The sequence below is a fragment of the Halomonas terrestris genome (genome assembly GCF_049166755.1).
Classification (GTDB): domain Bacteria; phylum Pseudomonadota; class Gammaproteobacteria; order Pseudomonadales; family Halomonadaceae; genus Halomonas.
Genome location: NZ_JBMHFZ010000002.1, coordinates 277086 through 303988, shown reverse-complemented (window position 1 = coordinate 303988; position 26903 = coordinate 277086). Strand labels below are relative to the sequence as shown.

Genomic DNA, 26903 nt, shown 5'->3' with positions numbered 1-26903 from the left:
GCTCACCCCTTCCCCTGTGTTTCAGGCACCCGGGGCGACAGGCGCTGCTCGGTGGTTCGCACCCAGCGGGCATGCTCGCTCGAGACATGCTCCTCCACCCGCTCGGCGAGCAACCGCAGTGCCTCCGCGCGGTCCAGGTCGCGGTAGGGGCCGGCGGCCGCGAGCAGGAGAAACTTCTCGTGCTTCAGGTGCTCGGCGGTGGCGCGGTACTGGATCCACAAGGGACCGAACTGGTTGATCTGCTCGGTGGCCTCGAGCACCGCGATCGAGGCCCCGAGGAGGGCGGTCAGCCAGCGGGCCAGCGGCGGGTCCGCCAGGGAGAGCACCGGGATGGCGGCGGCGAATGCCACCTGTACCAGGCGCAGGCGCTTGTGCCAGCGGCGGCAGTAACGGCTGCGCTGCCCGTACCAGCCGAGCTGGTCCTCCAGCCGGCGCCACTCGGCGCGCTGGCGCAGGGTGGCGTCCGGCGAGAGGGCGTCGACGGCCGGTGAATCGCTGTGCTCGGCGGGTTCGGTATCGTCCACGGCTCCCTCCGGTGGTCATCGCCACGGCGCCCTGCAAGGCAGGGGACCCGCTTGGCCAGGGTCGGGTCCGACGAGTCGGCGAACTCGGTCGATATCCGGGCCAGGCCTGAAGAAAGATAGCAGCCTGACGCATGGAGCGAATGCGCCCCCGGTGCAATACTATCTGCAAGGACGCGACAAGGACGGGGCAAGGACGCGAGGAGTGCCGGGGACGGAACCTGAACAACCTCCCTCGACAGCGGTCACGGTACCGCGCGGCCGGGGACTCACCCACACCGTGGAGGTGGTCATGGCAACGTCAATGGCGCGCCCCTTGCGCCTGCTGTGTATCCTGCTGCTGAGCCTGTTCACGCTGGGCGGCTGCCAGACCACCAGCACCGGAGAGGGCGTCGGCACAGGCCTGGGCGCCCTCATCGGTGCCGGGCTGGGGTCTCAGGTAGGTAGCGGTTCCGGGCGGACCGCCGCCATCCTGATCGGTGCGGGGCTGGGCGCATGGCTCGGCAGGGAGATCGGTATCCGGCTGACCCGCGAGGATCAGCGCTCCATGAGCAGCGCGCTCGACCGGACGCCCGACGGTGAGTCGGAACGCTGGCGCAACCCCGAGACCGGGCACGACTTCACGATGACCCCCCGCAACACCTTCGAACGCGGCGACCAGCAATGCCGGGATTTCGAGATGGTGGTGCTGGTCGACGGCGAGCCCCGCAGCACCACGGGCACGGCCTGCCGACGGCCGGACGACCAGGAGTGGACCACGGTCTAGGGGAGCGCGCATGAACAGGATCCACGCAGGGCATCACCGCTGCAGCCGGTTTCTCGCCTGCCTGCTGGTCGGTGTGCTGACCGCCGCCCCCCTGGCATCGGCGCATGCCGGCAGCCACGACGACGTCGACTACTACGACAGCAGCCAGGACGATGTCGACGACTACGACGGCGGCCGGGACGACACCGGCACCACCAGGGAGCCGGGGGGGAATGGCGGCAGCGACTGGACGGTGCCGGCCATCGTGGCCGGCGCCGCCGCCACCGCGTTGGTGGTGCGCTGGCTGCGGAACCGTCAGCAGGCCAGCCGGCAGCAAGCCACCGCGAGCGAGGACGACATGCTGGCGCGGCTGGGTCGGCAGGGCCCCGAATTCGCCCCCGCGTACAACACCAGTGCCTTCGCCGCCGTCGGCATGGTGCGCGGCGGCTGGCCGTTCGTGATGGACTTCGCCCATGAACGGCCGGTCACCGTCACGCTACGCCTCAGCGCCCGGGGGCTGCCGGAGGTCTATACCCTGCGGATCCCCTTCGGCGCGGGAGAGACGGGGCGGCATCGCCTGCAGTTCGCCCTGCCGCCGGAGTTCGGCGACAGCGAACGCCCGGCGGCGATCGCCGTGACCGCCACCGAACCGGGCGGCGAGCGCCCGGAGCCCTCCTTCCGGATGATTGCGCTGGGCTGCGGCCCGCGCGCCCTCGGCTCGGTGGCCATCGAGGAGGTGTCGTTCCTGCCCCGGCTGATTCGCGCCCAGGCCCGCGAGCACGCCTCCTACCGCTTCTTTTCCCACTCCGACTTCCCCGGCGCGGTGGCCGAGTTCATGCGCGTGGAAGCGGCCGAGGACGGCGAGCGCCATTTCTTCGTCAACGAGGCACCGATCGCCGGCGGCGTGACCGCCGGCCGCAGCATCGACCCGCGACAGTGGGACGGGCGCGACAGCGGCCAGCGCCTCTCCACGGGGACGCATCGCCTCAAGATACGCGCCTGGGCCCCGACCGAGGGCTGGGTCACCGCCTGGTCGGACTCCCGTGTCGATGTCACGCCCTGAGGGCCTCTAGTCCGAGGCGGCGAGGTCACCGGCGAGGCTGCGCCACGCCTCCGCCGAGAGCACTTCCACTTCGCCGGGAGGCGTCAGCCGAGTACCGGTCAGCACCTCCTGGTGCAACGCCGGCCGGGAGGGGGGTGTGGCGAACGCCGGCAACCGCCACAGGGTGAGGCGATCCCTCGCGGCGATCAGCAGCCGGATCCCCGCGGCCCCGACATCGCTGTCGAGCGCCGTGGCGCTGGGCCACGGCCCACGCAAGACGGGGGTCAGGGGGTGACCACCGAGCGCCTCCCAAACCTGCACGCCCCCATCGGCCTGCCAGCCGAGCATGCGCTCCCCGCCCGGGAGGAAGGCCGCCTCGACGAGTTCGCCCGCTGGAGTCAGGAAAGCCAGTAATGTCCTGCCCTCATCCTCCCAGATGCGCGCGCTGCCGCCCCCCCAGCTCAGGAGCCGCCCGCCATCGGCAGCCAAGCGCGCGCCACGGATCGCCGCATGCGGCAGCACCCGCTCGGCATCGCGACCACTCAGCCAGGACAGAGCGATGCCCCCCTCGTCGCTGGCGACCAGCAGGCGATCGCCGTCGAGCTCGGCCGAGCGCACCAGCACGTCCTCGGCGAGCGTCTGCAGCAGCACGGGAGCGCCTTCCCTGAGGTCCCAGAGCCGCAGGCGTCGGTCCTCCCCCCAGGTCAGCCCACGCCCGCTGCCATCGGTGGCCAGGGTCGCGCCGCGCAGACGACAGGCCTCCTGCCCCTCTTCGCCATGTTCGATCGGCACCACCCGGGCACTACCGACCCGCCAGAGCCAGGCGGTACAGTCTCGCAGGCCCCAGAACAGCAGGCGGTCGGCGCCCCCCCAGGCCACACCGGCCACGGGGTCGTTGCCGGCGGTGCCGCCGGGTGTAACCAGTGGCTGGAAGCCGTCCTGCTCCCAGTTCCACAGACGAACCTCGCCGTTCACGTCGGCGGTCACCAGCCGATCGCCGCCGGGGGCGAAGGCGGCGAACGCGGCGTCGGGGTCCAGCGGGAGTCGCTCCAGCGGCGCATCGTCGCTCGTTGACCAGAGATAGACCTCACCGTCGTGGGCGACGGCGCGGACCGTCGCCTCCCCCGTCACCAGCACGGCATCGAGTACCGCCTCCGGCAACCGCCGTGTCAACATGGTCGGCTCAGGTGGCGCTTCCCATAGCCGCAGGCTGCCGTCGACCGCCCGGCTGAGCAGGCGCTGCCCGTCTGCGCTGGCAATCACCTCCCTGACCGACGCCCCATGGCGCAGCGGTAACCCCCGAGGCTCCCCACTCTGGCTCGACCAGAGCCGGGCCTCGCGTTCCCCCCAGGTCAGCAGCAGGTCGTCCGCAGCGAAACCTGCTCCCGTCACGACGGCATCGAGGCTGGCCAATGCCTCGCCGGTCGCGCTGTGCCAGAGCCGTGCCGGCCCCCCCCCTTGACTCCAGGTCAGGAGACGCTCGCCCTGGATCGCCGGAGGAGCCAGCTCATGCGCCTCATCGCCATGACGCATCACGGCACCCCGGGGGGGCTGCGCCTCGAGATCCCACAACTGCGCCGTGCCGCAGGCGCCATGGTTCCAGATCAACAGACGCGAGGGCGTGTCGAGGAAGCGGGCGCCGATGGCCCTCCGGCCGCAGAACCCGCCCTCCACCGGTGACAGCTCGACGTCCGGCCGCTCGGGGAGCCACAGGCGACCATCCCTCCGCCAGAGCACGACCTCGTCCGCCTGCCGGCCCAGGACGCCGCCGACGACCTGATCGGCGATATTCTCGGCGGGAGGGGCCACCACCCGGAGGCGTCCCTCGTGCCAGAGCAGCACCTCACCATCATCCGTCCAGATCAGCAGCCGCGCTCCGTCCGGGGAAATCGCCACGCCGGCCACCCCGTGCGCCTGCTGCCACTCGTCGCGCGCCTCACCGCTCTCCAGGTCCCAGACCCGCATGTCCTGGCCATGCACGCTCACCGCCGTGGCCTCCTGGTGACCGCCTATCCATACGCCGAACTCATCTGCTGAGGTCGTGATCCCCAAGGCGCCACTCTGCCGGTCACGAATCTCCACGACGCCGTCGTCGCCATGGAGGGCGATCCAGCGGATCCAGGGGCGGCCGTCCGGGGATACAAGCTGGGCACGGCGACTCCCCTCGGTCAGGGGCGGCGGGGCATCATCTTCCGCCCAGCGCCAGACCTGGCTGGCACCATCGTGGCTCCATAGCCGCACCGCACCGACGACGGCATCGAAGGCGGCGGAGATCGGCACCCGATCGAGATCCGCGCCCCCCACCAGCATCGGGCCACGCCCCAGCCATCCCGCGGCCCAATAGGCACTGGCCGCGCGCGCCGGGGCGCTCGCCAGTTCCGCGGCATGGACAAGATGATGGCTCGCCTTGAGGGGCTGGGCCTCCCGGTCGCGGGCACTCACCCCGCTGGCCCAGTGCAAGTTGACCTGGCTCCGCCGGGCTTCCTGCACCTGCTGGAGACGCGACCACTCCTGCCAGGACAAGCCGATGACCACGATCACCGCGGCCACGAGACCGGCGCCAATCCCGAGTTGTTTCCACCGTTCCCGGCTGCGACAGGCCTGCAGATAGGCCAGCTCCGTGTCACCGAGGGGAACCGGGCCGGTGCGCGCCAGGACCCGGGCGGCCTGCAGACGACTGCCGCGATGGTTCAGCAGCTCGGCGGGGCGACCGCCGCTCTGCCACTCCCGGGCGGCACGCCGCAGCCCGTTGTGGACCTGCAGTCCTTCGCGATTCTCCTCCAGCCAGTCGCTGAGCTTCTTCCACACCCGGAACAGCGATTCGTGGGCCACCTCCAGGGTGCGCTCCCCGCCGTGGCTCCCGGCGATCAACAGCCGCGCCTGGACGAACGGCTCGAGCAGCGGATGGCTGGCGGCGGGCAGGTCCTCCCAACGCACGACCTGGCGCGTGTAGCGCCCCTCCTCGTCGAGTCGCACCAGCGCGAAGAGGGCGGCGCGCAACACCTGCTTCTGCGCCCGGGAGGGCGCGACGGCGTCGAACACCGCCTGGGCGGCCTTGGCCACTGCCCCCTCCAGGCCACCGAGGCGTCGATACTCGGCCAGGGTGAGGCGTCCATCCGCCCCGCCCATCTCCCACAGCTCGCGCAGGGTGAAGGCCAGCAGCGGCAGGGCGTCCTGGGTGGCGGTTTCCGCCACCATGGCCCGGACCAGGCCGGGCTCGAGGTCGAGTCCGGCGAGCTCCGCCGGTCCCTCGATGACCGCCGAGAAGCCCTCCACCGACAAGGGCGCCACGGTGACCATCTCCGGTCGGAGGTCCCGCCAGTCGGGGTGCGCCTGGAGGGAACCGAGGAAGTCGGAGCGCAGGGTGGTGATGACCAGCACCGGGGAGTCGGGATCCCGCAGGACGGGCTGCAGGAGCCGCATGCACTGCTCGGCCTGGGCCGAGGGCGACAGCAGCTCCTCGAGCTGGTCGATGACCAGGAGCAGGGTCGCATGCGCCCTGCCGGGCCGCTGTCGCAGCGCCTGCTGGGCCTCGATCAGCAGGCGCCGGGGAGCCGTCTCGGCCCGGGACGCCAGCGCCAGGAGCTCCTCGTTCGCTACCCCTTCGGCGGCCAATCCGCGCCTCAGCTGGGCCAGCAGCTCATCCAGGGGACGGTCACCGGGGCGGATGGGGCCGATCGGCGTCCAGGCATCGGGCGTGGCGCGCAGTCGCGGCATGATCCCGGCGCGCACCAGCGACGACTTGCCGCTGCCCGAAGCCCCCAGGAACAGCTGCAGTCGCGGCCCGCCGAAGCGCCGCACTTGCTGAAGACGATCCAGGGCCTGCTGGATCTCGGCATCGCGACCGAAGAAGATGGCGGCATCCGCCTCCTCGAACGCCATCATCCCCGGATAGGGCGGGCGGCGTCGGTCCCAGTCGAACACCTCGGTCAGGGCCCCGCGCAATCGTTCGTAGCCCGCCTGCGGTTCCTTGACCAGGTCGATGAGCTGCAACTCCGCCAGCTGGGGGCGCAGCGTGCAGGGGGCGATGCGCACGGGAAAGATCGGCTTGCCGAGGGCACGGGCGTGACTCAATTCCGCCAGGCACCAACATGACGTCATGGCCGGTTCACTGCACAGCACGATGAAGGCCTGGCAGGCGCGCAGCTGGCGGTAGAGCTCATCCTCCCAGTCGCGCCCGGGGGGAATGCCGTGTTCCGGATCGAAGTCCAGGAAGACCGAGCGATGACCATGGCGTTGCAGCCAGCGGGCCATCTCACTGGCCGCGGCGTTGTCGGCACTGCTGTGGCTGATGAAGAGCGTGCTCATCGGTCCGTCACTCGACGCCATCCCGGTGGGCCACCGGTGTCCTCGGGTGCGACCGCCGGGCACTTCCTGCCCCTCGCCGAGGCCGGCCAGGAAGCGGGCGCCGGCACCACACCCGCACGCGGCCCGTCCACCATGCCCCCGTCATGGCCCCCGGGGATGGCCCGGGGGCCGTGGCGGACCGCCGACCGCATCACCCCTTCCCTGTCACCCGGCGCCATCGTCCCCGGGACGGCTCGAAGGCGTCCCTAGGAGGCCTCGAAGGGGCGTGCCCAGACCTCGTCCGGCTCGTGGCGCCGCAGGATCTCCTCCGCCTCCGGCTTCGAGGTATCCGGGATGATCACCTTGACCTGGCTGGTCTCCTTGTCGAGGAAGAGCTTCTCGCGGGGAAAGCCCTCGGAGACCAGCTCATCGAAGGCATTGTTGGCCTTGTCGATACTGCCGTAGGCAGCGGTAACGGTCTGAGTCATGACGTCCTCCAGAATCCATGCTGACGGGTCGCGGGCGCCGACCGGCACTGCGACGGGCTGCCGGGGAGACGAACTCCCCCCGGAACACTCAGTGTAGTTATAGCTGCTCGCCTGCCGGGGTACCTCGCATCCCTCCCCGACTTGTCGCAAGTCAAGCCGTCGCCATCACGCTCAAGCGTATCGGTGTGACCGGACTATGCTTGGGGGTGATGCTGCACCGGAGGGTTGCTGGCCATGGAGATTCTTCGCAAGAGCCGCGCCGAGGCACGAGGCGCGGTGCTGGACGACTACAAGGCGGTATGCGCCCGATTCTCCTGGCAGGACGCCGAGAGCTGGCTGGAGGGCCTGCCCGAGGGGCGTGGACTGAACATCGCCCATGAGGCGGTGGATCGACATGCCACGGGGACCCTGGGCAGACGCACTGCCCTTCGCTGGCGGGGCAAGGCGGGGGCGCGACGCGATATCTCCTATGCCGAGCTCGCCGCACTGAGCAGCCGCTTCGCCAACGTGCTGGCCGGGCTGGACCTGGCGCGAGGTGCCGGCGTCTTCGTGCTCGCCGGGCGGATTCCCGAGCTCTATGTCACCGTCCTGGGCTCCCTCAAGCACGGCGCCGTGGTCACCCCCCTGTTCTCCGCCTTCGGTCCGGAACCCATCGCCACCCGCCTCACCATCGGCGAGGGCCGGGTACTGGTGACCACCACCAGCCTCTACCGTCGCAAGGTGGCACCGATTCGCGAGGCGCTCACCCACCTCGACCATGTCCTGGTGGTCCGCGACGATGACGAGCCGGAGCTGCCACCCGGCACCCGGGAGCTCGGGCCTCTGCTCGACGCGGCCTCGGACCGCTACGTGATACCGGCCACGGCTCCGGAAGACCCGGCGCTGCTGCACTTCACCAGCGGCACCACCGGCAAGCCCAAGGGCGCCCTGCATGTCCACCAGGCCGTGGTGGCCCATCACGCCACCGCCCGCTTCGCCCTCGACCTGCGCCAGAACGATGTCTTCTGGTGCACCGCCGATCCCGGCTGGGTCACCGGCACCTCCTACGGCATCATCGCCCCGCTCTCCATCGGCGCGACCCTGGTGGTGGACGAGGCAGAGTTCGACGCCGAGCGCTGGTACGAGATCCTCGAGGCCGAGGGGGTCAGCGTCTGGTACACCGCCCCCACCGCCATCCGCATGATGATGAAGGGCGGGACTGCCGTCGCGAAGGCCCACCGATTTCCCACGCTGCGCTTCATCGCCAGCGTCGGTGAACCCCTCAACCCCCAGGCGGTGTCCTGGGGCGTCGAGGCCTTCGGCCTGCCGATCCATGACAACTGGTGGCAGACCGAGACCGGCGGGATCATGATCGCCAACTTTGCCGCCGTGGACATCCGCCCGGGTGCCATGGGCAAGCCGCTGCCCGGCATCGAGGCCGCCGTGATGCGCCACCTCCCCGGCGGCGGCATCAAGCCGGTGAGCCGATACGACGAGGAGGGCGAGCTCGCCCTGCGTGCCGGCTGGCCGTCGATGTTTCGCGCCTACCTGCACGAGGAGGCCCGCTACCGGCGCTGCTTCGACGGTGACTGGTACCTCACCGGCGATCTCGCTCGTCGCGATCCCGACGGCTACTTCTGGTTCGTCGGCCGTGCCGACGACATGATCAAGTCCGCCGGCCACCTGATCGGTCCCTTCGAGGTGGAGTCGGCACTGATGGAGCACCCGGCGGTGGCCGAGGTCGGGGTGATCGGCAAGCCCGACCCGGTGGTGGGCGAGGTGGTCAAGGCCTTCGTCGCGCTCAAGCCGGGCTTCGAGGCCAGCGCGACATTGCGTCGCGAGCTGCTCGGCTTCGCCCGCAAGCGCCTGGGCCCGGCGGTGGCACCCAAGGAGATCGACATCCAGCCCACGCTGCCGAAGACCCGCAGCGGCAAGATCATGCGCCGCCTGCTCAAGGCCCGCGAACTCGGCCTGCCCGAAGGCGACACTTCCACCCTGGAGAGCTCCTGATGAGTGACGACGCCACCACCCGGCCCGCCACCGGCAGTGCCGGCCTGGACGACCCCGCCCAGGCCCGTGCGCTGCTGTGGCAGATGATCCGCATCCGGCGCTTCGAGGAGAAGTGCGCCGAACTCTACAGCGCCGGCAAGATCCGTGGCTTCCTGCACCTCTACATCGGCGAGGAGGCGATCGCCGCCGGTGCCATGCCCACCCTGGGCGAGCGGGACCATGTGCTGGCCACCTACCGGGAGCATGGCCACGCCCTGGCTCGCGGCGTGCCCGCCGGCGAGATCATGGCCGAGATGTACGGCAAGCAGGAGGGCTGCAGTCGCGGCCGCGGGGGCTCCATGCACCTGTTCGATGCCGGCCGGCGCTTCCTCGGCGGCAATGCCATCGTCGCCGGTGCCCTGCCGCTGGCCGTTGGGGTTGCCCTGGCCGACAAGCTGCGCGGACAGGACAGCGTCACCGCCTGCTTCTTCGGCGACGGCGCCGTGGCCGAGGGCGAGTTCCACGAGTCGGCCAACCTCGCCGCGCTGTGGCAGCTGCCGGTGCTGTTCCTGTGCGAGAACAACTACTACGCCATGGGCACCGCGCTCGAGCGCGCCCAGTCCCAGACCGACCTCGCCGCCAAGGCGGCCAGCTACCGCATGCCCAGCGAGTGGGTGGACGGCATGGACGTGGTGGCGGTGGCCAGGGCCACCGAGGCAGCCGTGGCGTACGTGCGCAGCGGCCAGGGCCCCATGTTCCTGGAGTACCGGACCTACCGTTTTCGCGCCCACTCGATGTTCGACCCCGAACGCTACCGCGACAAGGCGGAGGTCGAGCAGTGGAAGAAGCGCTGTCCCATCGACACCTTCATGCGCGACGCCCTGGCCGCCGGCCTGCTCGAGGACGGGGTACGCGAGGCGATCGAGCGGGAGGTGGCCGAAGAGATCGACGCGGCGGTGGCCTTCGCCGAGGCGGGCACCTGGGAGCCGGAGGAGACGCTCTGCCGCGATGTCTATGCCCGCCAGCCACCGACCGGCACGGAGGCGCGGCCATGAGCGACACGAGCCGCACACTGCCCTATCGGGAGGCCCTGCGCGAAGGGCTTCGCGAGGCCCTGCTGAGGGATGAGCGGGTGTTCCTGATGGGCGAGGACGTGGGCCGCTACGGCGGCACCTATGCGGTCAGCCACGGCCTGCTGGAGGAGTTCGGCGAGGCGCGCATCCGCGACACGCCGCTCTCCGAATCGACCTTCACCGGTGCCGGCATCGGGGCGGCGCTCAACGGCATGCGCCCCATCGTCGAGATCATGACGGTGAACTTCAGCCTGCTGGCCCTCGACCAGATCATGAACAACGCGGCGACCCTGCGGCACATGTCCGGGGGCCAGTTCAGCGTGCCGCTGGTGATCCGCATGACCACCGGCGGCGGCCGCCAGCTCGCCGCCCAGCACTCGCACAGCCTGGAGGGCTGGTATGCCCATATCCCGGGGCTGCGCATCGTCACCCCCGCCACCCACGAGGACGCCCGCGGCATGCTGCTCACCGCCCTGGAGGACCCCGACCCGGTGCTGATCTTCGAGCATGCCCTGCTGCTGGGGGTCGAAGGCGAGGTCGAGGACGAGGTGCAGGCGGTGGACATCGACCACGCCGCCATCCGCCGCGAGGGCAGCCAGGTCAGCCTGATCACCTACGGCGGCATGTTGCACAAGACCCTGGCGGCCGCCGAACAGCTGGCGAGCGAGGGCATCGACGCCGAGGTGCTCGACCTGCGCACCCTGCGCCCCCTGGACGACGCGGCGATCATGGCCAGCGTGGCGAAGACCCACCGGGTGGTGGTGATCGACGAGGGGTGGCGTAGCGGCAGCCTGTCGGCCGAGATCATCACCCGCATCAACGAGCAGGCCTTCTTCGAGCTGGATGCCCCGCCGGTGCGGGTCTGCAGCCAGGAGGTGCCGGTGCCCTACCCCAAGCACCTCGAGGACGCGGCGATCCCCCAGGCCGAGGATATCGCCGCCGCCGTCCGGCGGCTGCTCGGCTGATGCACAGGCAGGCGAGAGGGACACACCCATGAGCGAGTTTCGCATGCCCTCGCTGGGGGCCGACATGGAGAGCGGCACCCTGGTCGAGTGGAACATCCGGCCCGGCGACCGGGTCGAGCGCGGCCAGGTCGTCGCCGTGGTGGAGACCCAGAAGGGCGCCATCGACGTGGAGATCTGGGAGGCCGGCACCGTGGAGCGGCTGGTGGTGGAGGAAGGCGACAAGGTGCCGGTGGGCGAGGTGCTGGCCCTGGTTCGCGGCGAGGGCGAGGACGCCGGCCGGGAGGCGCCGGCCGCCCGCCCCACCCCCGAAGCCCCCGGGACACCCGACATCGCGCCGCCGCCAGCCAGGGCGACGCCGGAGGCGCCGGCCGCCGGCGAGCGCCTGCGTATCTCCCCGGCCGCGCGCAAGCGGGCCGCCGAGCTGGGCCTCGACCCGGCAGGCGTGAGCGGCAGCGGTGCCGGGGGCAGCATTACCCTGGACGATATCGAACGCGTGGCCGAGGCCGGCGAGCCCGCCCCTTCCGCCCGGGCAGCCCCCACGGCCGACGCCCACGCCGCCATGCGCCAGGCCATCGCCGCCGCCATGGCCCGCTCCAAGCGCGAGATTCCCCACTACTACCTGGGCCACACCCTCTGCGTGGAGCCGGCCCTGGCATGGCTCGAGGCCTACAACGTCGAGCGCCCGGTGGCCGAGCGGCTGATCTTCCCGGTGCTGCAGCTGCGCGCCGTGGCACTGGCCCTGCGCCAGGTCCCGGAGCTCAACGGCTGGTACCTCGACGGCAAGTTCCACGCGGCCCGGGGCGTACACCTGGGGGTGGCCATCGCCCTGCGCGGCGGCGGCCTGGTGGCCCCGGCGCTGCGTGACGCCGACCGGCTGTCTCCGGACGCCATGATGAGCGCCCTGCGCGACCTGCTGACGCGCGCCCGCCAGGACCGACTGAGGAGCTCCGAGCTCACCGCTGCCGGTCTCACGATCACCAACCTGGGCGACCTCGGCGTGGAGAGCATGCAGGGGGTGATCTATCCGGCCCAGGTGGCGCTGGTGGGCTTCGGGTGCATCGTCGAACGCCCCTGGGTTCGCGATGGCCAGGTGGTCGCCGCCCGCTGCCTGCACGCCTCGCTCGCCGCCGACCACCGGGTCACCGATGGCGCCATCGGCGCCCGCTTCCTGAACCAGCTCACCGACTACCTGCAGGAGCCCGAACGCCTATGGCCGACCTGAGCCGCGACGCCCTCCGCGATACCGTCATCGACTGCATCCTGGCGGTGGCCCCCGAGGCCGACATCGACTCGCTGCGCCCCGACCGCCCCTGGCGGGAGCCGCTGGAGATCGACTCCTTCGACTTCCTCAACATCCTGGTCGACCTCGAGAAGCGCCTCGGCGTCAGCGTACCGGAGAGCGACTACCGCGAACTCGCCACCCTGGACGGCCTGATCGACTACCTGGCGCGACGGCTGACCGCCTGAATCGGCGATCGTCGCGGACGATGCCCGCCGCGGCTATCCGCGGCGCGCCCCACGCCCTCAGCCATCATCGTCCCGTCTTCCGGGGAGGCGCACCGTCCGGGTCTCGCCGCCCCAGCCATGCGCCTGGTCGCGCCCCTGCACGGTCACGCGCTCGATACCGGCCGGGATTTCCACACCGGAAAGTCGCCGGGTGAAGGGCTGCTCGTTGGCATGGTGGTGCAGCAGTTCGCGCACGCCGAGCTCCCGGTCGTCGGGCCCGAGCACCCGGAAGGCGTCCGCGTACCGCGACGGGGAGTCGTAGGGAGACGAGAGGGTCACGTCGAAGTCGAAGCGGTTCTCGCCGGCCGGGGCCACCTCGACCCCGACCACGTCAGGATGGCGCTGGGCCTCGTCGGCCGGGACGAGGCCGGCCATCGAGAGTGCCAGGCCGGCCAGGATCAACTTGAGCGCTGGCATGAGATCACCTCCTGTAACCATCGTATGACGTTGCTGCCACCGGATTCACGACCTCAGCCGGGACGCTCGGCCAGTTGCCAATCGTTGTCGGTGAGTGGCTCGCCGCCACCCGGGGTGACCCGCACGGTATCGCTCAGTCCGATGCCCCACTGCCCCGGCAGGCGCAGGCAGAGCGGCAGGTGGAAGACCATGTCGGCGGCGAACTCGCGCGGCTGGCCGCGGGCGATATAGCCGGTGCCCTCGACCCAGCTGGGCGGGAACTGGGCCCCCACCGCATAGCCGAACACCCCCGAGAAGAACAGCCGGTCGGCATGGGGTGCCAACACCGCCTCGGCGGCCCGGGCGGCATCGTCGAAGGTATTGCCGGGGCGCATCTCGGCGAGCAGCGCCTCGAAGAGGCCGCGACACAGGTCCCGGACCTCCTGCATCTGGCGGCTGGCCCGGCCGGCCACGGCGGTGCGCATCATCGGCGCGGTGTAGCGCTGGAAGGCCGAGCCGAACTCCAGGAAGACCGGCTCGTCGCGACCGATGGCCCGGCGCTTGTGGTTGACGTGGATGATGCTGATGCGCCGCCCGCTGGTGACGATGGGCTGCAGGCTCATGAACTCGCCTCCGGCCGCCAGCATCGCCCGGGCGCCCTCGGCAGCGACCTCGTTGTCGGTGACCCCGGGGGCGATCACCGCCTCGGCGGCGGCGAGGCCGGCCGAGGTGATCCGTGCGCTCTCGCGCAGGCAGTCGAGCTCCGCCGGCGTCTTGACGAGTCGGATGGCGTCGACCAGCGTCCCGCCGTCGTCACGGAAGCGCCCGGCGCCGAGCCGCGCCTGCAGCTCGCGGATGATGGCGAAGCGCAGGCCGGCGCCGAAGGCATCCAGGCCGATGGCCCGGTACGGTGCCAGGGTCTCGGCCAGCGGCTCGATCACTTCCTCGACCCCTTCCCAGCGGTAACCGAGGATCTCGTCGACCCGGGCGGTGACCACCGCGGGGCCGGTCTCGATGGAGGGCACCTGCAGCACCAGCCGCTGGGCCGAGACCACCAGGGCCGTGTACACCGAGACCTCGAAGGTGTGATAGCCGGTCAGGTAGAAGATATCGGCGGGGTCGGTGAGCAGCAGCGCCTCGATCCCCGCCGTGCGCATGGCCCGCCGCACGCGATCACGACGGGCCTCGAGCTCGGCGGGGGGAAAGGGAAGCTCGCTCTCGGCGAGTTGTCCGGCCAGGGCATGGCGATAGGCATGGAAATCCATGGATGACGCTCCGATCGAGGATTGGGTCGGTTCCTCACGGCAGTGTAGTCGCGAAATAAGGCTGTTCCCTTCCCATCCGGTTTCGTAGAATCCAGCCTCGTGTTGAACGCAACGGGACGACGATATGGGCAGGGCCTTCCAGAACCGCAAGGAATCCATGGCCAAGACGGCCGCCGCCAAGACCAAGGTGTACAGCAAGTACGGCCGCGAGATCTATGTGGTCGCCAAGCAGGGCGGCACCGATCCCGCCGGCAACCTGAGCCTGCGCGGCCTGATCGAGCGCGCCAAGAAGGACCAGGTGCCCAGCCACGTGATCGACAAGGCGCTGGACAAGGCCAGCGGCGTGGGCGGCGAGGACTTCTCCCCGGCCCGCTACGAGGGGTTCGGGCCCGGCAACTGCATGGTCATCGTCGACTGCCTGACCGACAACCCCAACCGCACGTTCGGCGACGTGCGCGCCTGCTTCAACAAGGCCAGGAGCAAGCTCGGCACCCCGGGCAGCGTCAGCCACATGTTCGACCACTGCGCCATCCTCGCCTTCGCCGGCGATGACGAGGAAGCCGTCCTCGAGGCGCTGATGGAGGCCGATGTCGACGTCACCGACATCGAGAACGAGGAGGGCCGGATCACCGTCTTCGCCCCGCATACCGAGTATGCCAAGGCCAAGCAGGCACTGCTCGACGCCTTCGGCGATCTCGACTTCGAGGTCGACGAGATCCAGTTCGTGCCCCAGACGATGACCCCGGTCGAGGGCGACGACGTGGCCATGTTCGAGAAGCTTCTCGACACCCTCAACGACCTGGACGACGTGCAGAACGTCTACCACAACGCCGAGGTGGCCGAGTAGCCCCTGACCCGCTGCCGCCTGCTCAGGGCGGTCGCGGCAGGCCAGCCTCCTCGCTCAGGAAGGCATCGATTCCCGCCGAGTAGTCCGGCTCGCTGTCGATGAAGCCGGTGTTGTGGCCACCGCGGATCTCCAGCAGGCGCTTGGGCTCGCGCGCCGCGGCATATACCAGCTGTCCCTCGGCGAAGGGGATGATCTCGTCCTCGCGACTGTGGATCACCAGCAGTGGCGCCGTGATGCGCCTGACGTGGGCTTCGGTGTCATAGTCGAAGCGCACCAGCCAGCGCGCCGGCAGGAAGGGATAGAGCCGCTGGGCGAGCTTCGGCACCGAGCGAAACGACGACTCGAGTACCACCGCCCCCGGGGGGCGGCCACCCGACTCCAGCGCACTCGCCAGCTCCGCCGCCACGGCAGCCCCCAGCGAACGGCCGAACAGCACGAGCTCGCCGGGCTCATGGCCGCGCTCCTCCACCAGCCAGCGCCAGCCCGCCCTGGCATCCAGCGCCGTGCCCGCTTCGGAGGGACTCCCCTCGCTACGCCCATAGCCGCGGTAGTCGAGGATCAACACCGACAGCCCCAGCCGGTGGAACTGCAGGATCGACTCCAGCCGATGGGAAATGTTGCCGGCATTGCCATGGAAGAAGAGCAGGCTGGCACGGGGCTCGTCCGCGGGTATCCACCAGGCGTCGAGGTGCAGCCCATCCTCGGTCTCGAGTGTCACCTCCTCCCAGGCCAGCCCCCGGTCCGCCGGCGTGCCGACGTGCTCGCGCCCCAGGTGCGGCAGGTAGAGCAGCCGGCTCTGGAAGCCCCAGGCCAGCGTCGATACCAGCACATAGACCAGCGCCAGACCAACGAGAAAACGCAGCAGCATGGAACCTCCATGGCCCGGCCACGCCGCGCTCAGGCGGCGGCGATGACGAAACGCAGGATCAGCCAGCCGGCCACCATCAGCGAGTAGAGTGCCGCCTGCCCCAGCAGCGGATTGAGGGCCGCACCGTCGCGGCGCCATAGCCGCCGGTTCAGGCCCAGTGCAACCAGCCCCGTGACGCCCCAGGCCAGCCAGGCCCAGGGCGGCAGTTGCAGGGGCAGGCTGGGCAGCAGTGGCCCCACTGTCAGGGTAGCGAACAGCAGCCGGGTTCTCCGCTTCCCCAGCCGCACCGCCAGGGTGATCTTGCCGGCCCGGGCGTCGGTATGGCGATCGCGCAGGTTGTTGACGACGAGTATGGCCGCCACCGGCAGGCCCATCAGCACAGCGGCAAGGTAGGCGTGGGCGGGAATCGGGCTCTGCTGGGCGAGCAGGCTGCCCAGCACCGCCACCGGCCCGAAGAACAGCCAGACCGCGACCTCCCCGAGCCCCCGGTTGGCGTAGGGTCGGCGTCCGCCGCTATAGCCGAGCACGCCGAGCACCGCGAGCCCGCCCAGCACCAGCAGCAGCCAGTGCCCGACGATCACCAGCCACAGGCCCGTCGCCACCGCGATGCCCAGGGTCAATGCCAGCCCGGCTCGCAGCTCGCCGGCATCCAGCAGCCCGGCCTGGAGCGCTCGGGTGGGACCCAGGCGGTCCGGCTGGTCCACCCCGGCGAGGCCATCGAACAGGTCATTGGCCAGGTTCACCGCCAGCTGCAGCGCCAGCGCACAGAGCAGGCAGAAGCCGGCAACCGCCCAGGAGAAGTGCCCCGTAGCGACCAGCGACTGCCCCAGCATCACGGGACCGAGCGCCGCCGGGAGGGTTCGCGGGCGCAGGGTCTGCCACCATATCGCCAGCTTGTTCACCGCATGATCGTCCCTGATGGCCGAGGTCCCATTCGTCGCTCCTGTCGCGTGCATGCGTCATACTGTGTCCGTGGCAGCGGCCCCCGTCCACCCTGCCGGCCCCGGAAGCCGGCCCGGCCGATCACGATTCCCCGCAAGGAGGCAGGATGTCCGCAGAGTTGTTGTCCCAGGTCATACTCCCCTGGGTGCTGGCCGGGGTGATGATGGCCATGGGCCTCAGCCTGACCACGGCCGATTTTGCCCGCACCTGGCGGCACCCTCGCCGGGTACTGCTCGGGGTGAGCCTGCAGATGCTGGCACTGCCGCTGCTGGCCTGGGCACTGGTCCTGCTGCTGCCCTTGCCACCGCTGGCGGCCGCCGGGCTGCTGCTGGTCTCGCTGGTGCCGGGGGGCGCGACCTCGAACATGTTCAGCTACCTGGTGCAGGGCGACCTGGCCCTGTCGGTCAGCCTGACCGCCATCGCCGCCGTGCAGGCCCCCTTCACCCTGCCGTTGATCATGGGCTGGAACCTCGAACTGCTGGGCCTCACCGCCCGGGGTTTCTCGCTGCCCTACTGGCACACCGTGGGGCAACTGCTGCTGGTCACCCTGTTCCCGGTACTCGCCGGCATGCTGCTGCGCCGAGTCCTGACGGCTCCCTGGCTCGCGTGGTTGCTGCCCAAGGTGAAGGTCTTTACCGGGGTGGCGATGATATCGGTGGTGATCGCGCTCTTCGTCAGCCACGCCGGACGGCTGCCGGCCCTGCTCAGCCTCGAGACCCTGGCGGTCATGCTGCTGTGCATGCTGGGCATGACGCTGGGGCACCGGGTCGCCCGCCGGCTTCGCCTGCCCCACGACAGCGTGCGTGCCATCACCGTGGAGGTCGGCGTGCAGAATGCCGGGGTGGCGATGATGGTCGCCTTCGTGATCCTGCAGCAGCCGGCCATCGGCCTGGTGCCGCTGCTCTATGGCCTGCTGATGAACGTCCCGGTGTTCCTGTGGATGTTCGCCTGCCTGTGGCGTGACCGCCATCCGGAAGCGACGGTCGCAAAGCGGCCCTAGGCGCGCTCCGGCCGCCGCCGGAAGAGGCAGGGCTTCAGCGCGACCCGGCTTCCCGGTCACAGCCCATCACCCCGCCCCGTGACCAGTTCTCGCCGTCGACCTCGCTGAAGAAGACCTGCACGGATTCCGGCCGGGCATCGTAGGCCTCGACGAAGGCCTCGGTGATGCGGCGTGCAAGCTCGCGCTTCTGCTCCACGCTGCGGGGGAACTGCTGGATCGTGACAATAGGCATGGTCGGCTCCTGTGGCGCTGGGGGGGAAGCCGGCCACGATAGCAGAAACCCGCCGTGCGGCGGGTTTCGTGTTGCCCGGAGGGCGCGGGGCTCAGGCCTGGCCGGTGAAGGCCCGATAGGCCTCCCAGGCATCCTCCACGCCGGCCTCCAGGAAGCGTGCACCGTGCTCGATACTGGCCAGCGACGGATCGGACCCCATGCGGCCGTCCGGGAAGCGGCGGCGGAACTCGTCGGCATCGCACTGGGCACTGCCCCGGGACGCGACCTGCGGCGACATCGACACCTGCTTCACGGCTTCCGGCCTGGCGAACCAGGAGAGCGACACCTCCGAGGCCGTGGCGTGGCTCCCCTCGGCATCGCCGTACAGCGACTCGGCCAGCTCGCGCCCCCGGCGACCGGCGAACCAGTTGAACAGTGTCAGATCGAGCTCGCCACTCAGCCCCAGCAGGCTTCGCTCCGAGTAGACCTCGGCGAAGGCCGCGTTCACGGTGGCGATGTTGCCGCCATGGCCGTTGAGCAGGAACACATGGGTGAAGCCATGCCGCGCCAGGGAGACGATGGTGTCGCGCAGCACCGCGATCAGGGTGCTCGGCCGCAGGGTGATGGTGCCCGGAAAGGCCAGGTGGTGCTGCGCCATGCCGATGCTCTGGGTCGGCCCCACCAGCACGCCATGGCGCTCGCCCAGCGCCCAGGCGATGGCCTCGGGGCAGATCGCGTCGGTGCCCAGCAGGCCGTTGGGGCCGTGCTGTTCGGTGGAGCCGATGGGCAGGATGATGCCCGTCGAGCGCTGCAGGTAGGCCTCGACCTCCTGCCAGGTGGCGTGTTGCAGTCGCATGAATCAACTCCTTGGCAGCCCTTCCGGCGATACACCTGATGATGGCAGATAGACGGACGCCGTGCCGCAGGCCGGCACGATGACGCTACTCCGGAGCCGGGTCATCGGGGGCGTCGCGATACTCCATGCGCGACCAGAGAGGGCCTCGCAGGAGATCACAACCCTGCCGGCGCAGGTAATCGGCCTGCTCCCGGGTCGCCACGCCGCCGGCGATGACCTGCTGCCCCAGCTGGTGGGCCATGCCGATCATCGACTGGATGATCGCCTGATGATGAGGGCTGTCGAGGCAGCCTGCGATGAACGGCTCGTGGATCTTGATGGTATCGATCGGGAAGCGGTCGAGGTGCCCGAGAATCGAGTGTCCGCAGCAGAATTCGTCGACGGTCAGCCGCACGCCGAGCGCCTTGAGCCGCTCGAGCATGGCCGCGGCACGCAGGGGAACACGCATCAGGCCAGCCTCGCTCACCTCGAGCTCGAGCATCTCGGCCGGCAAGCCGCTGTGGTCCAGCAACTCGCCGACCCGGTCGATGATCTCGCCATCCAGCAGCTCGGCGGCCGAGACCTGCACCGCCACCCGCAGGTCGATGCCCGCGTCGATCCAGGCCTTGGCATGACGGCACGCCCGCGCCAGCACCCACTGGCCGATGATGGCCGCCTGCCCCGCCTCCTCGGCGACCGACATCCAGCGCGCGGATTCCATCGTGGCAAACCGGCGCGACTGCCAGCGCGGCTGTGCCGAGATGGCCACGACCTGGCCGCTGCGTGCACACAGCGTCGGCAGGTAGTAGAGCTCCAGCTCGCCGAGCGGCAGGGCCTCGCGGAGTTCACTGCGCAGGGCGAGGCGGTCGAAGTCGTCGTCGCGCAACTCGGGGGTGAAGACATGGTAGCGGCGACGACCGAGTCGCTGGGCATGGCGCCGGGCGCGATTGGCATGGCGCATCAATTCATTGGCCGAACGGCCATGCTCGGGAAACAGGCTGATGCCGATACAGCAGCCCGCGACCACCGTGTGGCCCTCCAGTTCGACGGGGTTGGAGGTCCAGTCGAGCAGGCGCTCGACGACCTTCAGCACCTCGTCCAGCGGCCCGATGTCCGGCAGTACCGCCATCATCTCGTCGCTGCCGAGGCGACTGACGATCCCGTGGCCGCCCAGGCAGCGCTTGATGCGCTGGGCGGTCTCGTGCAGGTAGTAGTCGCCCATCTCCAGGCCCAGTGACTCGTTGATCGCCTTGAGCTGGTCGATGTCGATATGCAGCACGGCCACCCCGCCCGCCTGGCCGCGAGAATCGGCGATGAGCTCCACCAACCGTTGCTGGGCATGCCCGCGAGTCGTCAGGCCGGTCACCCCATCGTGAAGCGCGTGGTCGGCCAGTTCCATCAGCATCTCGCCGCACAGCCGTTGCACCGCGACCAGGTTCCGCTCGGCCTGCCGGAGGGAGGCACGCTCGTGTTCGAGCGCCTGGACCTGCTGCTGCAGGCGGGAGACCTCGCGCAGCTGCTGCCGCGGCTCCAGCCGGCTGTAGTGTTCGGCCGGCAGGACATGGGAGTGATGGTCGCAGATGGCGTCGAAGGCCGCCTGGTCCTCGGGCCGATCGAAATGCCGCAGGGCATAGCCGCACAGCAGGGTCATCGGCAGGCGCTGGCAGGCCGCATGCCAGAGCGCCTCCAGCAGCACCGCCGCGGCGGGATTGCCCCGGGCGCACAGCAGGTCGACCAGTTCACCGAAGGCGCGGGTGGGCAAGGGGGAGACGGACTCGATACCGGCGAGGATGTGCCGCTCGAACAGCGCCGCGACCGGCATGCCGTCGCGCAGGATGGTCTCGAGCATACGCTCGGCGTCATGTGCCACGAGTTGCCCACTCGCCATGGCCGCACCGGTATCCAGGCCACCGGCTTCCAGCCGCTGCAGAACGGCCGCCAGATGGGGTGGCGTCAACAGCACCAGCAGGCGTTCACCGGCATCGGCCCCGACCCGCAGGAAATCGGCGACGACATCGGCAAGGAAGGTCTCGTCCTCGTAGAACTGGACGACATGATCATGAGGCTGGCACTGGGTGGCGACTTGCATGGTGAACACGTCCACGGTGGTAGTTTCACGCGATCAATCCAGCCGCACTTTATTAGCGCTAACCATTTGAAATCGATCGATGTTCATGATGAAGCATGGCGATTTCCGTCAATAGCACGACCGCCTCGCGGGGTCAAAAGATGAATCGATAATCCATCTTAACCTCATGATTCATGGTTCACGGTCGGGATCACCGCCCCGGCTGCCCGGCCGGCAGGGCACTGGCCAGGCCTGGCGCCGCCGACGACGACATCGCCCAGGGCTGTCCTGGCGCCCCGAGACCGAAGCAGGGGCGCCCGTTGTCGACGTCCCGCTCGGGTCTCATCGCCATGCCGGACCGCTGCGCTCGACCTGGGTGAAGGGATGCATGCCGCATCGAACCCGGCCATCGTGGCACATCTTTCGTTCTCGGCATTGCGCTAGGAGAAAGCGGCATTGGCCACCCTGTCGCGACTTGCATAGGGTATCAATGAAAAATTCAGATGCTCTCATTGATACGACCGAAGAGGTCTCGAAACCCCCATGCCTCCTACCACCCTATTCGACATTCCCACGCCAAGCCTGATTCTCGATCGAGCGAAACTGGTGAGGAATATCCGGCGAATGGCCGATGCCGCCAGGAGCAGGAATGTCGCACTTCGCCCCCACCTGAAGACCGCAAAATCCATCGATGTGGCACGCCTGGCCACGGAAGGACAAGCCGGTGGTGTCGCGGTATCCACGCTGAAAGAGGCCGAGTATTTCGCCGGTCATGGCATCGTGGACATCCAGTATGCCGTCTGTATCCTGCCGGATCAGCTGGAGCGAGTCGCCAGCATTCAGCAACAGGGAGCTCGCCTCACCCTGATCACCGACAGCGTCGAGGTCACCCGAGCGATCTGCGAGAAGGGAAAGGCGCTCGATACGACCTTCCTGGTCCAGGTCGAACTGGATTGCGGCGAAGGCCGCTCGGGGATCCTTCCCGACAGTGGGGAGCTCATCGAGATCGCCCGCCTTGCCCATGAGGCCTCTCATGTACGCTTTGCCGGCGTCATGACCCATGCCGGCCACTCCTACCAGTGTCGCTCGATCGCCGAGATCGAGGAGGTCGCCGAGGCGGAGCGCGCGACCGCGGTCATGGCAGCCGAACGAATCCGTGACCATGGCATCCCCTGCACCACGGTCAGCATCGGATCCACCCCGACGGCGCTCCATGCTCGCTCGCTGGATGGCGTGACGGAAGTACGCCCGGGGGTCTACATGTTCGGTGACATGTTCCAGGCGCAGATCAACTCCTGCGGTGTCGACGACCTTGCCGTTTCCGTGATCACCGAGGTCTGCAGCCACCACGCCTCGCTGAACAGGCTGCTGATCAACGCCGGGGCCCTGGCCCTGTCCAAGGACCGCAGCACCGAGAACATGCCGGATGATGTCGGTTTCGGGCTGGTGACCGATGTGCGAGGACACCCCCTGAAGCAGAGGATGAAGGTGGCAAGGGTCTATCAGGAGCACGGCCAGGTTCCGCTGGCCGATGGCGTCTCGTGCGAAGAACTGCCGGTCGGGACGCGACTTCGCGTCTATCCCAACCATGTCTGCATGACGGCGGCCATGTACAACCACTATCATCTCGTCGACAGCGACCAGGGTGACGGCTGCGAGATCATCGCCACCTGGCCGCGAATCAACGGCTGGTAAAGGCGGGTGAAAGGCTGGGGAAGCCAGGGAAGAGGGGCGCCCTGGCGCCCCTCGGGGCCGTCGGTGCGTCAGTAATCCACCGCCACGCCGTGGCCATGTTCCTTCGCCAGGCGCACGGCGAGTGCTGCCACGACCAGGTCCTGCAAGGCCACACCGGTACCGTCGAAGATCGTGATCTCATCGGCATCCCGCCGGCCATCACGGTGCCCGGCGATGACCTGGCCGATGCTGCCGCGCAGGCTCTCCCCGGTAATCAAGCCGCTGGCGTAGGCATGCTGGAACTCGCCGATGCTGACGGATTGCTCGGCCTCGTCCACGAACAGGGCGCTGGCAGCCACCAGTTGCGGATCCAGCTCCTGCTTGCCCCGGGTATCGCAGCCCATGGCGCTGATGTGGGTGCCCGGGCGCACCCATCCCTGTTCCACCAGGGCCCGGCGCGAGGGTGTCGCCGTGATCAGGATGTCCGCCTCCCGGGCCACGGCTTCGCAGCCCGGCTCGGTGATACACGCCAGCCCGAGGCCGGCCACCGTCTCCCTGAAGTTCGCCAGGCTCTGCTCCGAAGGGTCCCAGGCGTGGACCCGTGCCACGCGCCTGACCGCCATGGTGGCCCTGAGCTGGTACTCGGCCTGAACCCCGGTACCGATGATCCCGACAATACTCGCCTCCTCCCGCGACAGGTAACGGGTGGCGATGGCGCTCGCCGCCCCGGTCCTGATGCCGGTCAGGTAGTTGGCACTGACCAGGGCCGTGGCTCGTCCCGTTTCCGGATCGAACAGCAGCGTCGAGGACTGGTGGTTGCCCAGGCCCTGCCCGGCGTTGTGCGGCCAGTATCCGCCGGCCTTGAGCCCGAGAAGGGGGGCTTCCACGTCGCCACCGGACTTCACCCCGTAGACCGCATCCCGGTATCCGATCGCTTCACGCACGACGGGATAGTTGCGTGCCTCCCCCCTCGCCATGGCGGCAAAGGTACGCTCCACCTCCCTGATGGCGTCCTCGACGCTCACCAGTTCTCGGGCAAGGCTCTCTGAAATCACAAGCATCTTCGGGTCTCTCAGTACGTGCTTCAACGCAGCAGCGTCGGCAGGAAGGAAGACAGGCCGGGAATGAGCACCAGCATGATGACGACCCCGATTTCCGCCACCAGGAACGGGAGCACGGCGCGGAAGATGGGAAAGACGGGGCTCTCGGCGATTCGGCAGGCCACGAAGAGGCAGACGCCTACCGGCGGCGTGATCAGGCCCAGGGTGAGGGGCAGAATGACGATCATGGCGAACTGCATCGGATCGATGTCCATTGCCGCCGTGACCGGCATCAGCATGGGCACGATCAGCACGATGGCGGCCCCGGGTTCGAGGAAGGTCCCGATCAGCAGCAGGACGGCGACGAGGACCATGAGGAACAGGGTGGGATTGTCGGCAAACTGCAGCGCAAACCCCTGGACCCAGCCTCCGATCCCGCCGATTGTCAGCACATAGGACACCACCGTCGCGGCCGCGATGATCAGGTAGATGGTGGCCGTGACCCGGGCGCTGCGCTTCAGCGCGTCCCACAGGCTGGCAAGATCCATGGTCCTGAAGACGAACCAGGAGATGAGCAGCGCATAGACGACGGCCACCCCGCCCGCCTCTGTGGCGGTGAAGACCCCCATCAGGGTCCCGCCGACGATCAGGACCGGCAGTCCCATCACCAGCAACCCGTCCCGGACCAGGGTGGCGATCTCGTGCCGCTCCACCTTGTAGCTGGAGCGGGGGAGTCGCCCGCCGCGCGCCTGCCACCAGATCACCAGCCACATGACGCCGGCCAGCATCAGGCCGGGAACGATCCCCGCGATGAACAGGTCGATCACCGACTGGCGGGTGACGGCGGCATAGATGATCATGATCACGGACGGGGGGACGATGGGACCGATGATCGAGGAGGCGATCGTCACCGCCGCCGCGTAGTTCTTGTCGTAGCCCTCCTCCGGCATGCCCTTGATGAAGATCTGTCCGAGGGCAGCGGTATCGGCCACGGCAGCGCCGGATATCCCCGCGAACAGGACCGACGACGAGACATTGGTGTAGGCCGTGCCGCCGGGCACGCCGCGGGTGACCAGCCCGGCCAGCCGTATCAGCCGTGTCGTGATGCCCCCCCGGTTCATGATCTCCCCGGCGAAGATGTAGAAGGGAGCGGCCAGCAGGACGAAATTGTCCATGCCCGTGAACAGCCGCGTGGGCACCGTGATCAGGTTCAGGTCGAGGGCCCACAGGCCGACGGCGCCCGCCATGCCCAGAGCAAACACGATCGGCACGCCGATGATGAGCATGATGACGAAGGCGATGGACATCGCGATCATGGCTGGTTCTCCTCGGCCGCTTCTCGCTGCAGCGCATCCTCGGGCAGGATCATGAGGCACAGCACCTTGATCAGCATCAGCGAAGCCCCTACGGGTATCGCCATGTAGGGAATGGTCATCGGGATTCGGGTCGCAGGCGCCATCTGCCGCATGTTGTTGATGGCCGCCGGAAAGCCCTCCCACATCAACAGCAGGCAGAAGCCGGCGATGCAGGTCAGCACCGAGAGGTGTATCAGTCGACGGAAGAGTGGCGAGCGCACGCTGGTGAACAGGCTGATCACCATGTGCTCCCCGCGGAACAGGGCGGCACTGCCGGCCAGCATGACCATCCAGGTGGTGGTGTAGCGCATGGTCTCCTCGCTCCACGAGAGCGGGTCCACCAGCACATAGCGGAAGAACACCTGGGCCACGTTCATCAGGATAATGGCGACCAGCATGATGGCGGAGATGGCCTCAGTGACATGGGTAAGCCCCATGGCAAGCTTGAAGACGCGTCCCTTCATGCCGGATGTCTCCTGATGGTGTTGACGGGGAGTCGGGGCCACTGGCGAAGCGGAATCATCCATCATGGTGGTATAGACGCCTTCAGCAACAAGAGAGGGGGGAGAGGCAGTGCATGCCTCCCACCCCCGCTGGCCATCGGTTCACGGGCTCGCTGCGAACTTCCTATCGCCCATAGAGGGCAGGCTCATAGGAGGCGGCGGTGTCCATCAAGCTCTGGACCAGGTCCTCGCCGACCTGCTCCCTCAGGTATTCCAGTACCGGCTCCTGGGACACTTCCGCGAAAGCGGCTTTCTCGTCCATGGTGGTCATGTGGATTTCCACGCCCTTGTCCCTGATCAGGTCGATATACTTCTTTGCGCCTGCCAGCTTCTGGGTGTTCTCGATGTTCGCGGCAAGGGTCGCCGCCTCGAGCACTATCGCCTTCTCGTCATCACTCAGCCCTTCGAAGAAGGCATCGTTGATGATATAGGCATGAACCCCGAGAATGTGCTCGTCGGTGGACATGTATTTCTGCACGTCCATCAGGTTGTAATCGTAATTGACCTGGGCGGGATTCTCCTGGCCATCGATGACCCCCTGCTTGGCAGCCATGATGATCTCCGAGCCAGGCATTGGCGTCGCTGCAGCTCCGAACGACTCGACGAAGCGAATGAAAACGGGGCTCTCCATGACCCGAATCTTCAGCCCCCTGAGATCCTCGGGCGTGCGGATCGGACGTACATTGTTGGTGAAGTCACGGAAGCCATTCTCGCCCCAGGACATGACCCGAATACCGGTTTCCTGCCGCATATCCTCGGCCAGATCCTTGAAGAAGGGGCTTTCGAAAACGGACCAGGCATGCGCCGATGACTTGAAGAGGTAGGGAATCGAAAGCACCTGGATATCATTGTAGAAACCGGCCAGTGCACCGGTGTCCACCAGGCAGACCTCGACGGCACCCTGCTGCACCTGCTCCGCGCAGGCACGCTCGGCACCGAGCTGGGCACTCGGGAAGAGCTGAACCGTGATGTCACCTTCGGTCTTGTACTCGACGTGATCCTTGAAGGCGACCAGTGCATTCCATTCAGGGTTGTCGCCCTGGGGGGCATTCATGCCGAATTTGATGGTCTTGGCCATCGCAGGACCTGCCGCTCCCAGCACGACGGCTGTGGCGGCGACTGTCACGGTCCACTTCAGGAACTTGTTCATTTTTATCCCCATTGTTTATTGTAGGAAAGCGGGCTTTCTCGGTCACAACTACAGGTTATTTGCATTATGGCCACATGGCGAATGCAAAGACATGATAGCTCGATGCCGCTGGCGTATAGATGTGCCGACACTATCGAGTATCCTGATACAGTGA

24 protein-coding genes are annotated in these 26903 nt (G+C 68.6%); 10 read left to right on the top strand and 14 right to left on the bottom strand.

The genetic code is table 11. The features are described from left to right. Nucleotides 1-2: 2 nt before the first annotated feature. On the bottom strand, nt 3-524 hold the full coding sequence (locus tag ACOMD9_RS03700) for a DUF4231 domain-containing protein (RefSeq protein ID WP_421412200.1): 522 nt from the start codon (nt 522-524) through the stop codon (nt 3-5). A 289-nt stretch (nt 525-813) separates the two neighbouring features. On the opposite strand from ACOMD9_RS03700, the gene ACOMD9_RS03695 reads away from it, so the two are divergent. Both ACOMD9_RS03695 and ACOMD9_RS03690 read left to right on the top strand, forming a co-directional pair. Next, complete coding sequence (locus ACOMD9_RS03695) at nt 814-1287, top strand: glycine zipper 2TM domain-containing protein (protein WP_421412199.1); 474 nt, start codon at nt 814-816, stop codon at nt 1285-1287. A gap of 10 nt (nt 1288-1297) precedes the next feature. Continuing rightward, nucleotides 1298-2329, top strand: a complete 1032-nt coding sequence (locus ACOMD9_RS03690; RefSeq protein WP_421412198.1) for a hypothetical protein — start codon at nt 1298-1300, stop codon at nt 2327-2329. Nucleotides 2330-2335: 6 nt separating this feature from the next. On the opposite strand, the gene ACOMD9_RS03685 is transcribed toward ACOMD9_RS03690, so the two are convergent. Continuing rightward, nucleotides 2336-6616, bottom strand: coding sequence for an nSTAND1 domain-containing NTPase (locus tag ACOMD9_RS03685; RefSeq protein ID WP_421412197.1), 4281 nt, complete (start codon nt 6614-6616; stop codon nt 2336-2338). Between the two features lie 245 nt (nt 6617-6861). Further along, the gene (locus tag ACOMD9_RS03680) at nt 6862-7083 is read right to left on the bottom strand and encodes a hypothetical protein (RefSeq protein WP_421412196.1); all 222 of its coding nucleotides are present in this window, start codon (nt 7081-7083) and stop codon (nt 6862-6864) included. A gap of 234 nt (nt 7084-7317) precedes the next feature. On the opposite strand from ACOMD9_RS03680, the gene acsA reads away from it, so the two are divergent. From acsA to ACOMD9_RS03655, 5 genes are read left to right on the top strand one after another with little or no spacing between them, the layout of a single operon-like run. Beyond that, nucleotides 7318-9072 (top strand): acetate--CoA ligase, encoded by a 1755-nt coding sequence (gene acsA / locus ACOMD9_RS03675; RefSeq protein ID WP_421412195.1) that lies wholly within the window; start codon nt 7318-7320, stop codon nt 9070-9072. Then, nucleotides 9072-10106 carry a pyruvate dehydrogenase (acetyl-transferring) E1 component subunit alpha gene (pdhA, locus tag ACOMD9_RS03670; protein ID WP_421412194.1) on the top strand — a complete coding sequence of 345 codons (1035 nt, stop codon included), beginning with the start codon at nt 9072-9074 and terminating at the stop codon, nt 10104-10106. Before acsA ends, pdhA begins: the two co-directional genes overlap by 1 nt. Beyond that, nucleotides 10103-11089 carry an alpha-ketoacid dehydrogenase subunit beta gene (locus ACOMD9_RS03665; RefSeq protein ID WP_421412193.1) on the top strand — a complete coding sequence of 329 codons (987 nt, stop codon included), beginning with the start codon at nt 10103-10105 and terminating at the stop codon, nt 11087-11089. The genes pdhA and ACOMD9_RS03665 overlap by 4 nt, the downstream gene beginning before the upstream one ends. A 28-nt stretch (nt 11090-11117) precedes the next feature. Further along, nucleotides 11118-12311, top strand: coding sequence for a dihydrolipoamide acetyltransferase family protein (locus ACOMD9_RS03660; RefSeq protein WP_421412192.1), 1194 nt, complete (start codon nt 11118-11120; stop codon nt 12309-12311). After that, on the top strand, nt 12299-12556 hold the full coding sequence (locus ACOMD9_RS03655) for an acyl carrier protein (RefSeq protein WP_421412191.1): 258 nt from the start codon (nt 12299-12301) through the stop codon (nt 12554-12556). The genes ACOMD9_RS03660 and ACOMD9_RS03655 overlap by 13 nt, the downstream gene beginning before the upstream one ends. A 57-nt stretch (nt 12557-12613) precedes the next feature. Here ACOMD9_RS03655 and ACOMD9_RS03650 read toward each other — a convergent pair whose 3' ends face one another. Both ACOMD9_RS03650 and ACOMD9_RS03645 read right to left on the bottom strand, forming a co-directional pair. Beyond that, entirely contained in the window at nt 12614-13012 is a 399-nt protein-coding gene (locus ACOMD9_RS03650; RefSeq protein ID WP_421412190.1) for a hypothetical protein, read from the bottom strand. Between the two features lie 53 nt (nt 13013-13065). After that, entirely contained in the window at nt 13066-14256 is a 1191-nt protein-coding gene (locus ACOMD9_RS03645) for a M24 family metallopeptidase (protein ID WP_421412189.1), read from the bottom strand. Nucleotides 14257-14380: 124 nt separating this feature from the next. Here ACOMD9_RS03645 and ACOMD9_RS03640 point away from each other — a divergent pair, with 124 nt between their 5' ends. After that, nucleotides 14381-15103, top strand: coding sequence for a YebC/PmpR family DNA-binding transcriptional regulator (locus tag ACOMD9_RS03640; protein ID WP_421412188.1), 723 nt, complete (start codon nt 14381-14383; stop codon nt 15101-15103). Between the two features lie 22 nt (nt 15104-15125). Here ACOMD9_RS03640 and ACOMD9_RS03635 read toward each other — a convergent pair whose 3' ends face one another. Beyond that, nucleotides 15126-15971, bottom strand: a complete 846-nt coding sequence (locus ACOMD9_RS03635; RefSeq protein WP_421412187.1) for an alpha/beta hydrolase — start codon at nt 15969-15971, stop codon at nt 15126-15128. 29 nt (nt 15972-16000) lie between these two features. Then, a complete protein-coding gene (menA, locus tag ACOMD9_RS03630) occupies nt 16001-16873 on the bottom strand; it encodes a 1,4-dihydroxy-2-naphthoate octaprenyltransferase (RefSeq protein WP_421412186.1) in 873 nt (290 codons plus the stop codon). Between the two features lie 146 nt (nt 16874-17019). Here menA and ACOMD9_RS03625 point away from each other — a divergent pair, with 146 nt between their 5' ends. Then, nucleotides 17020-17913 carry a bile acid:sodium symporter family protein gene (locus tag ACOMD9_RS03625; protein ID WP_421412185.1) on the top strand — a complete coding sequence of 298 codons (894 nt, stop codon included), beginning with the start codon at nt 17020-17022 and terminating at the stop codon, nt 17911-17913. Nucleotides 17914-17947: 34 nt separating this feature from the next. Here the strand turns inward: ACOMD9_RS03625 and ACOMD9_RS03620 are convergent, their stop codons facing one another. The 3 genes from ACOMD9_RS03620 to ACOMD9_RS03610 all read right to left on the bottom strand — a co-directional run bounded on the left by ACOMD9_RS03620 (nt 17948) and on the right by ACOMD9_RS03610 (nt 21048). Next, nucleotides 17948-18145 (bottom strand): tautomerase family protein, encoded by a 198-nt coding sequence (locus ACOMD9_RS03620; protein ID WP_421412184.1) that lies wholly within the window; start codon nt 18143-18145, stop codon nt 17948-17950. Between the two features lie 91 nt (nt 18146-18236). Then, a complete protein-coding gene (locus ACOMD9_RS03615; RefSeq protein ID WP_421412183.1) occupies nt 18237-18980 on the bottom strand; it encodes a creatininase family protein in 744 nt (247 codons plus the stop codon). Nucleotides 18981-19065: 85 nt separating this feature from the next. After that, on the bottom strand, nt 19066-21048 hold the full coding sequence (locus tag ACOMD9_RS03610) for a putative bifunctional diguanylate cyclase/phosphodiesterase (protein WP_421412182.1): 1983 nt from the start codon (nt 21046-21048) through the stop codon (nt 19066-19068). Between the two features lie 522 nt (nt 21049-21570). Here ACOMD9_RS03610 and ACOMD9_RS03605 point away from each other — a divergent pair. Continuing rightward, nucleotides 21571-22722 (top strand): alanine racemase, encoded by a 1152-nt coding sequence (locus ACOMD9_RS03605; RefSeq protein ID WP_421412181.1) that lies wholly within the window; start codon nt 21571-21573, stop codon nt 22720-22722. A gap of 68 nt (nt 22723-22790) precedes the next feature. Here ACOMD9_RS03605 and ACOMD9_RS03600 read toward each other — a convergent pair whose 3' ends face one another. The 4 genes from ACOMD9_RS03600 to ACOMD9_RS03585 form a co-directional block, all read right to left on the bottom strand. After that, a complete protein-coding gene (locus ACOMD9_RS03600; protein WP_421412180.1) occupies nt 22791-23762 on the bottom strand; it encodes an ornithine cyclodeaminase family protein in 972 nt (323 codons plus the stop codon). 23 nt (nt 23763-23785) lie between these two features. Next, nucleotides 23786-25057 (bottom strand): TRAP transporter large permease, encoded by a 1272-nt coding sequence (locus ACOMD9_RS03595; RefSeq protein ID WP_421412179.1) that lies wholly within the window; start codon nt 25055-25057, stop codon nt 23786-23788. After that, a complete protein-coding gene (locus tag ACOMD9_RS03590; protein ID WP_197567824.1) occupies nt 25054-25560 on the bottom strand; it encodes a TRAP transporter small permease in 507 nt (168 codons plus the stop codon). The genes ACOMD9_RS03595 and ACOMD9_RS03590 overlap by 4 nt, the downstream gene beginning before the upstream one ends. A gap of 163 nt (nt 25561-25723) precedes the next feature. Further along, nucleotides 25724-26749, bottom strand: coding sequence for a DctP family TRAP transporter solute-binding subunit (locus ACOMD9_RS03585; protein ID WP_421412178.1), 1026 nt, complete (start codon nt 26747-26749; stop codon nt 25724-25726). Nucleotides 26750-26903: the final 154 nt, after the last annotated feature.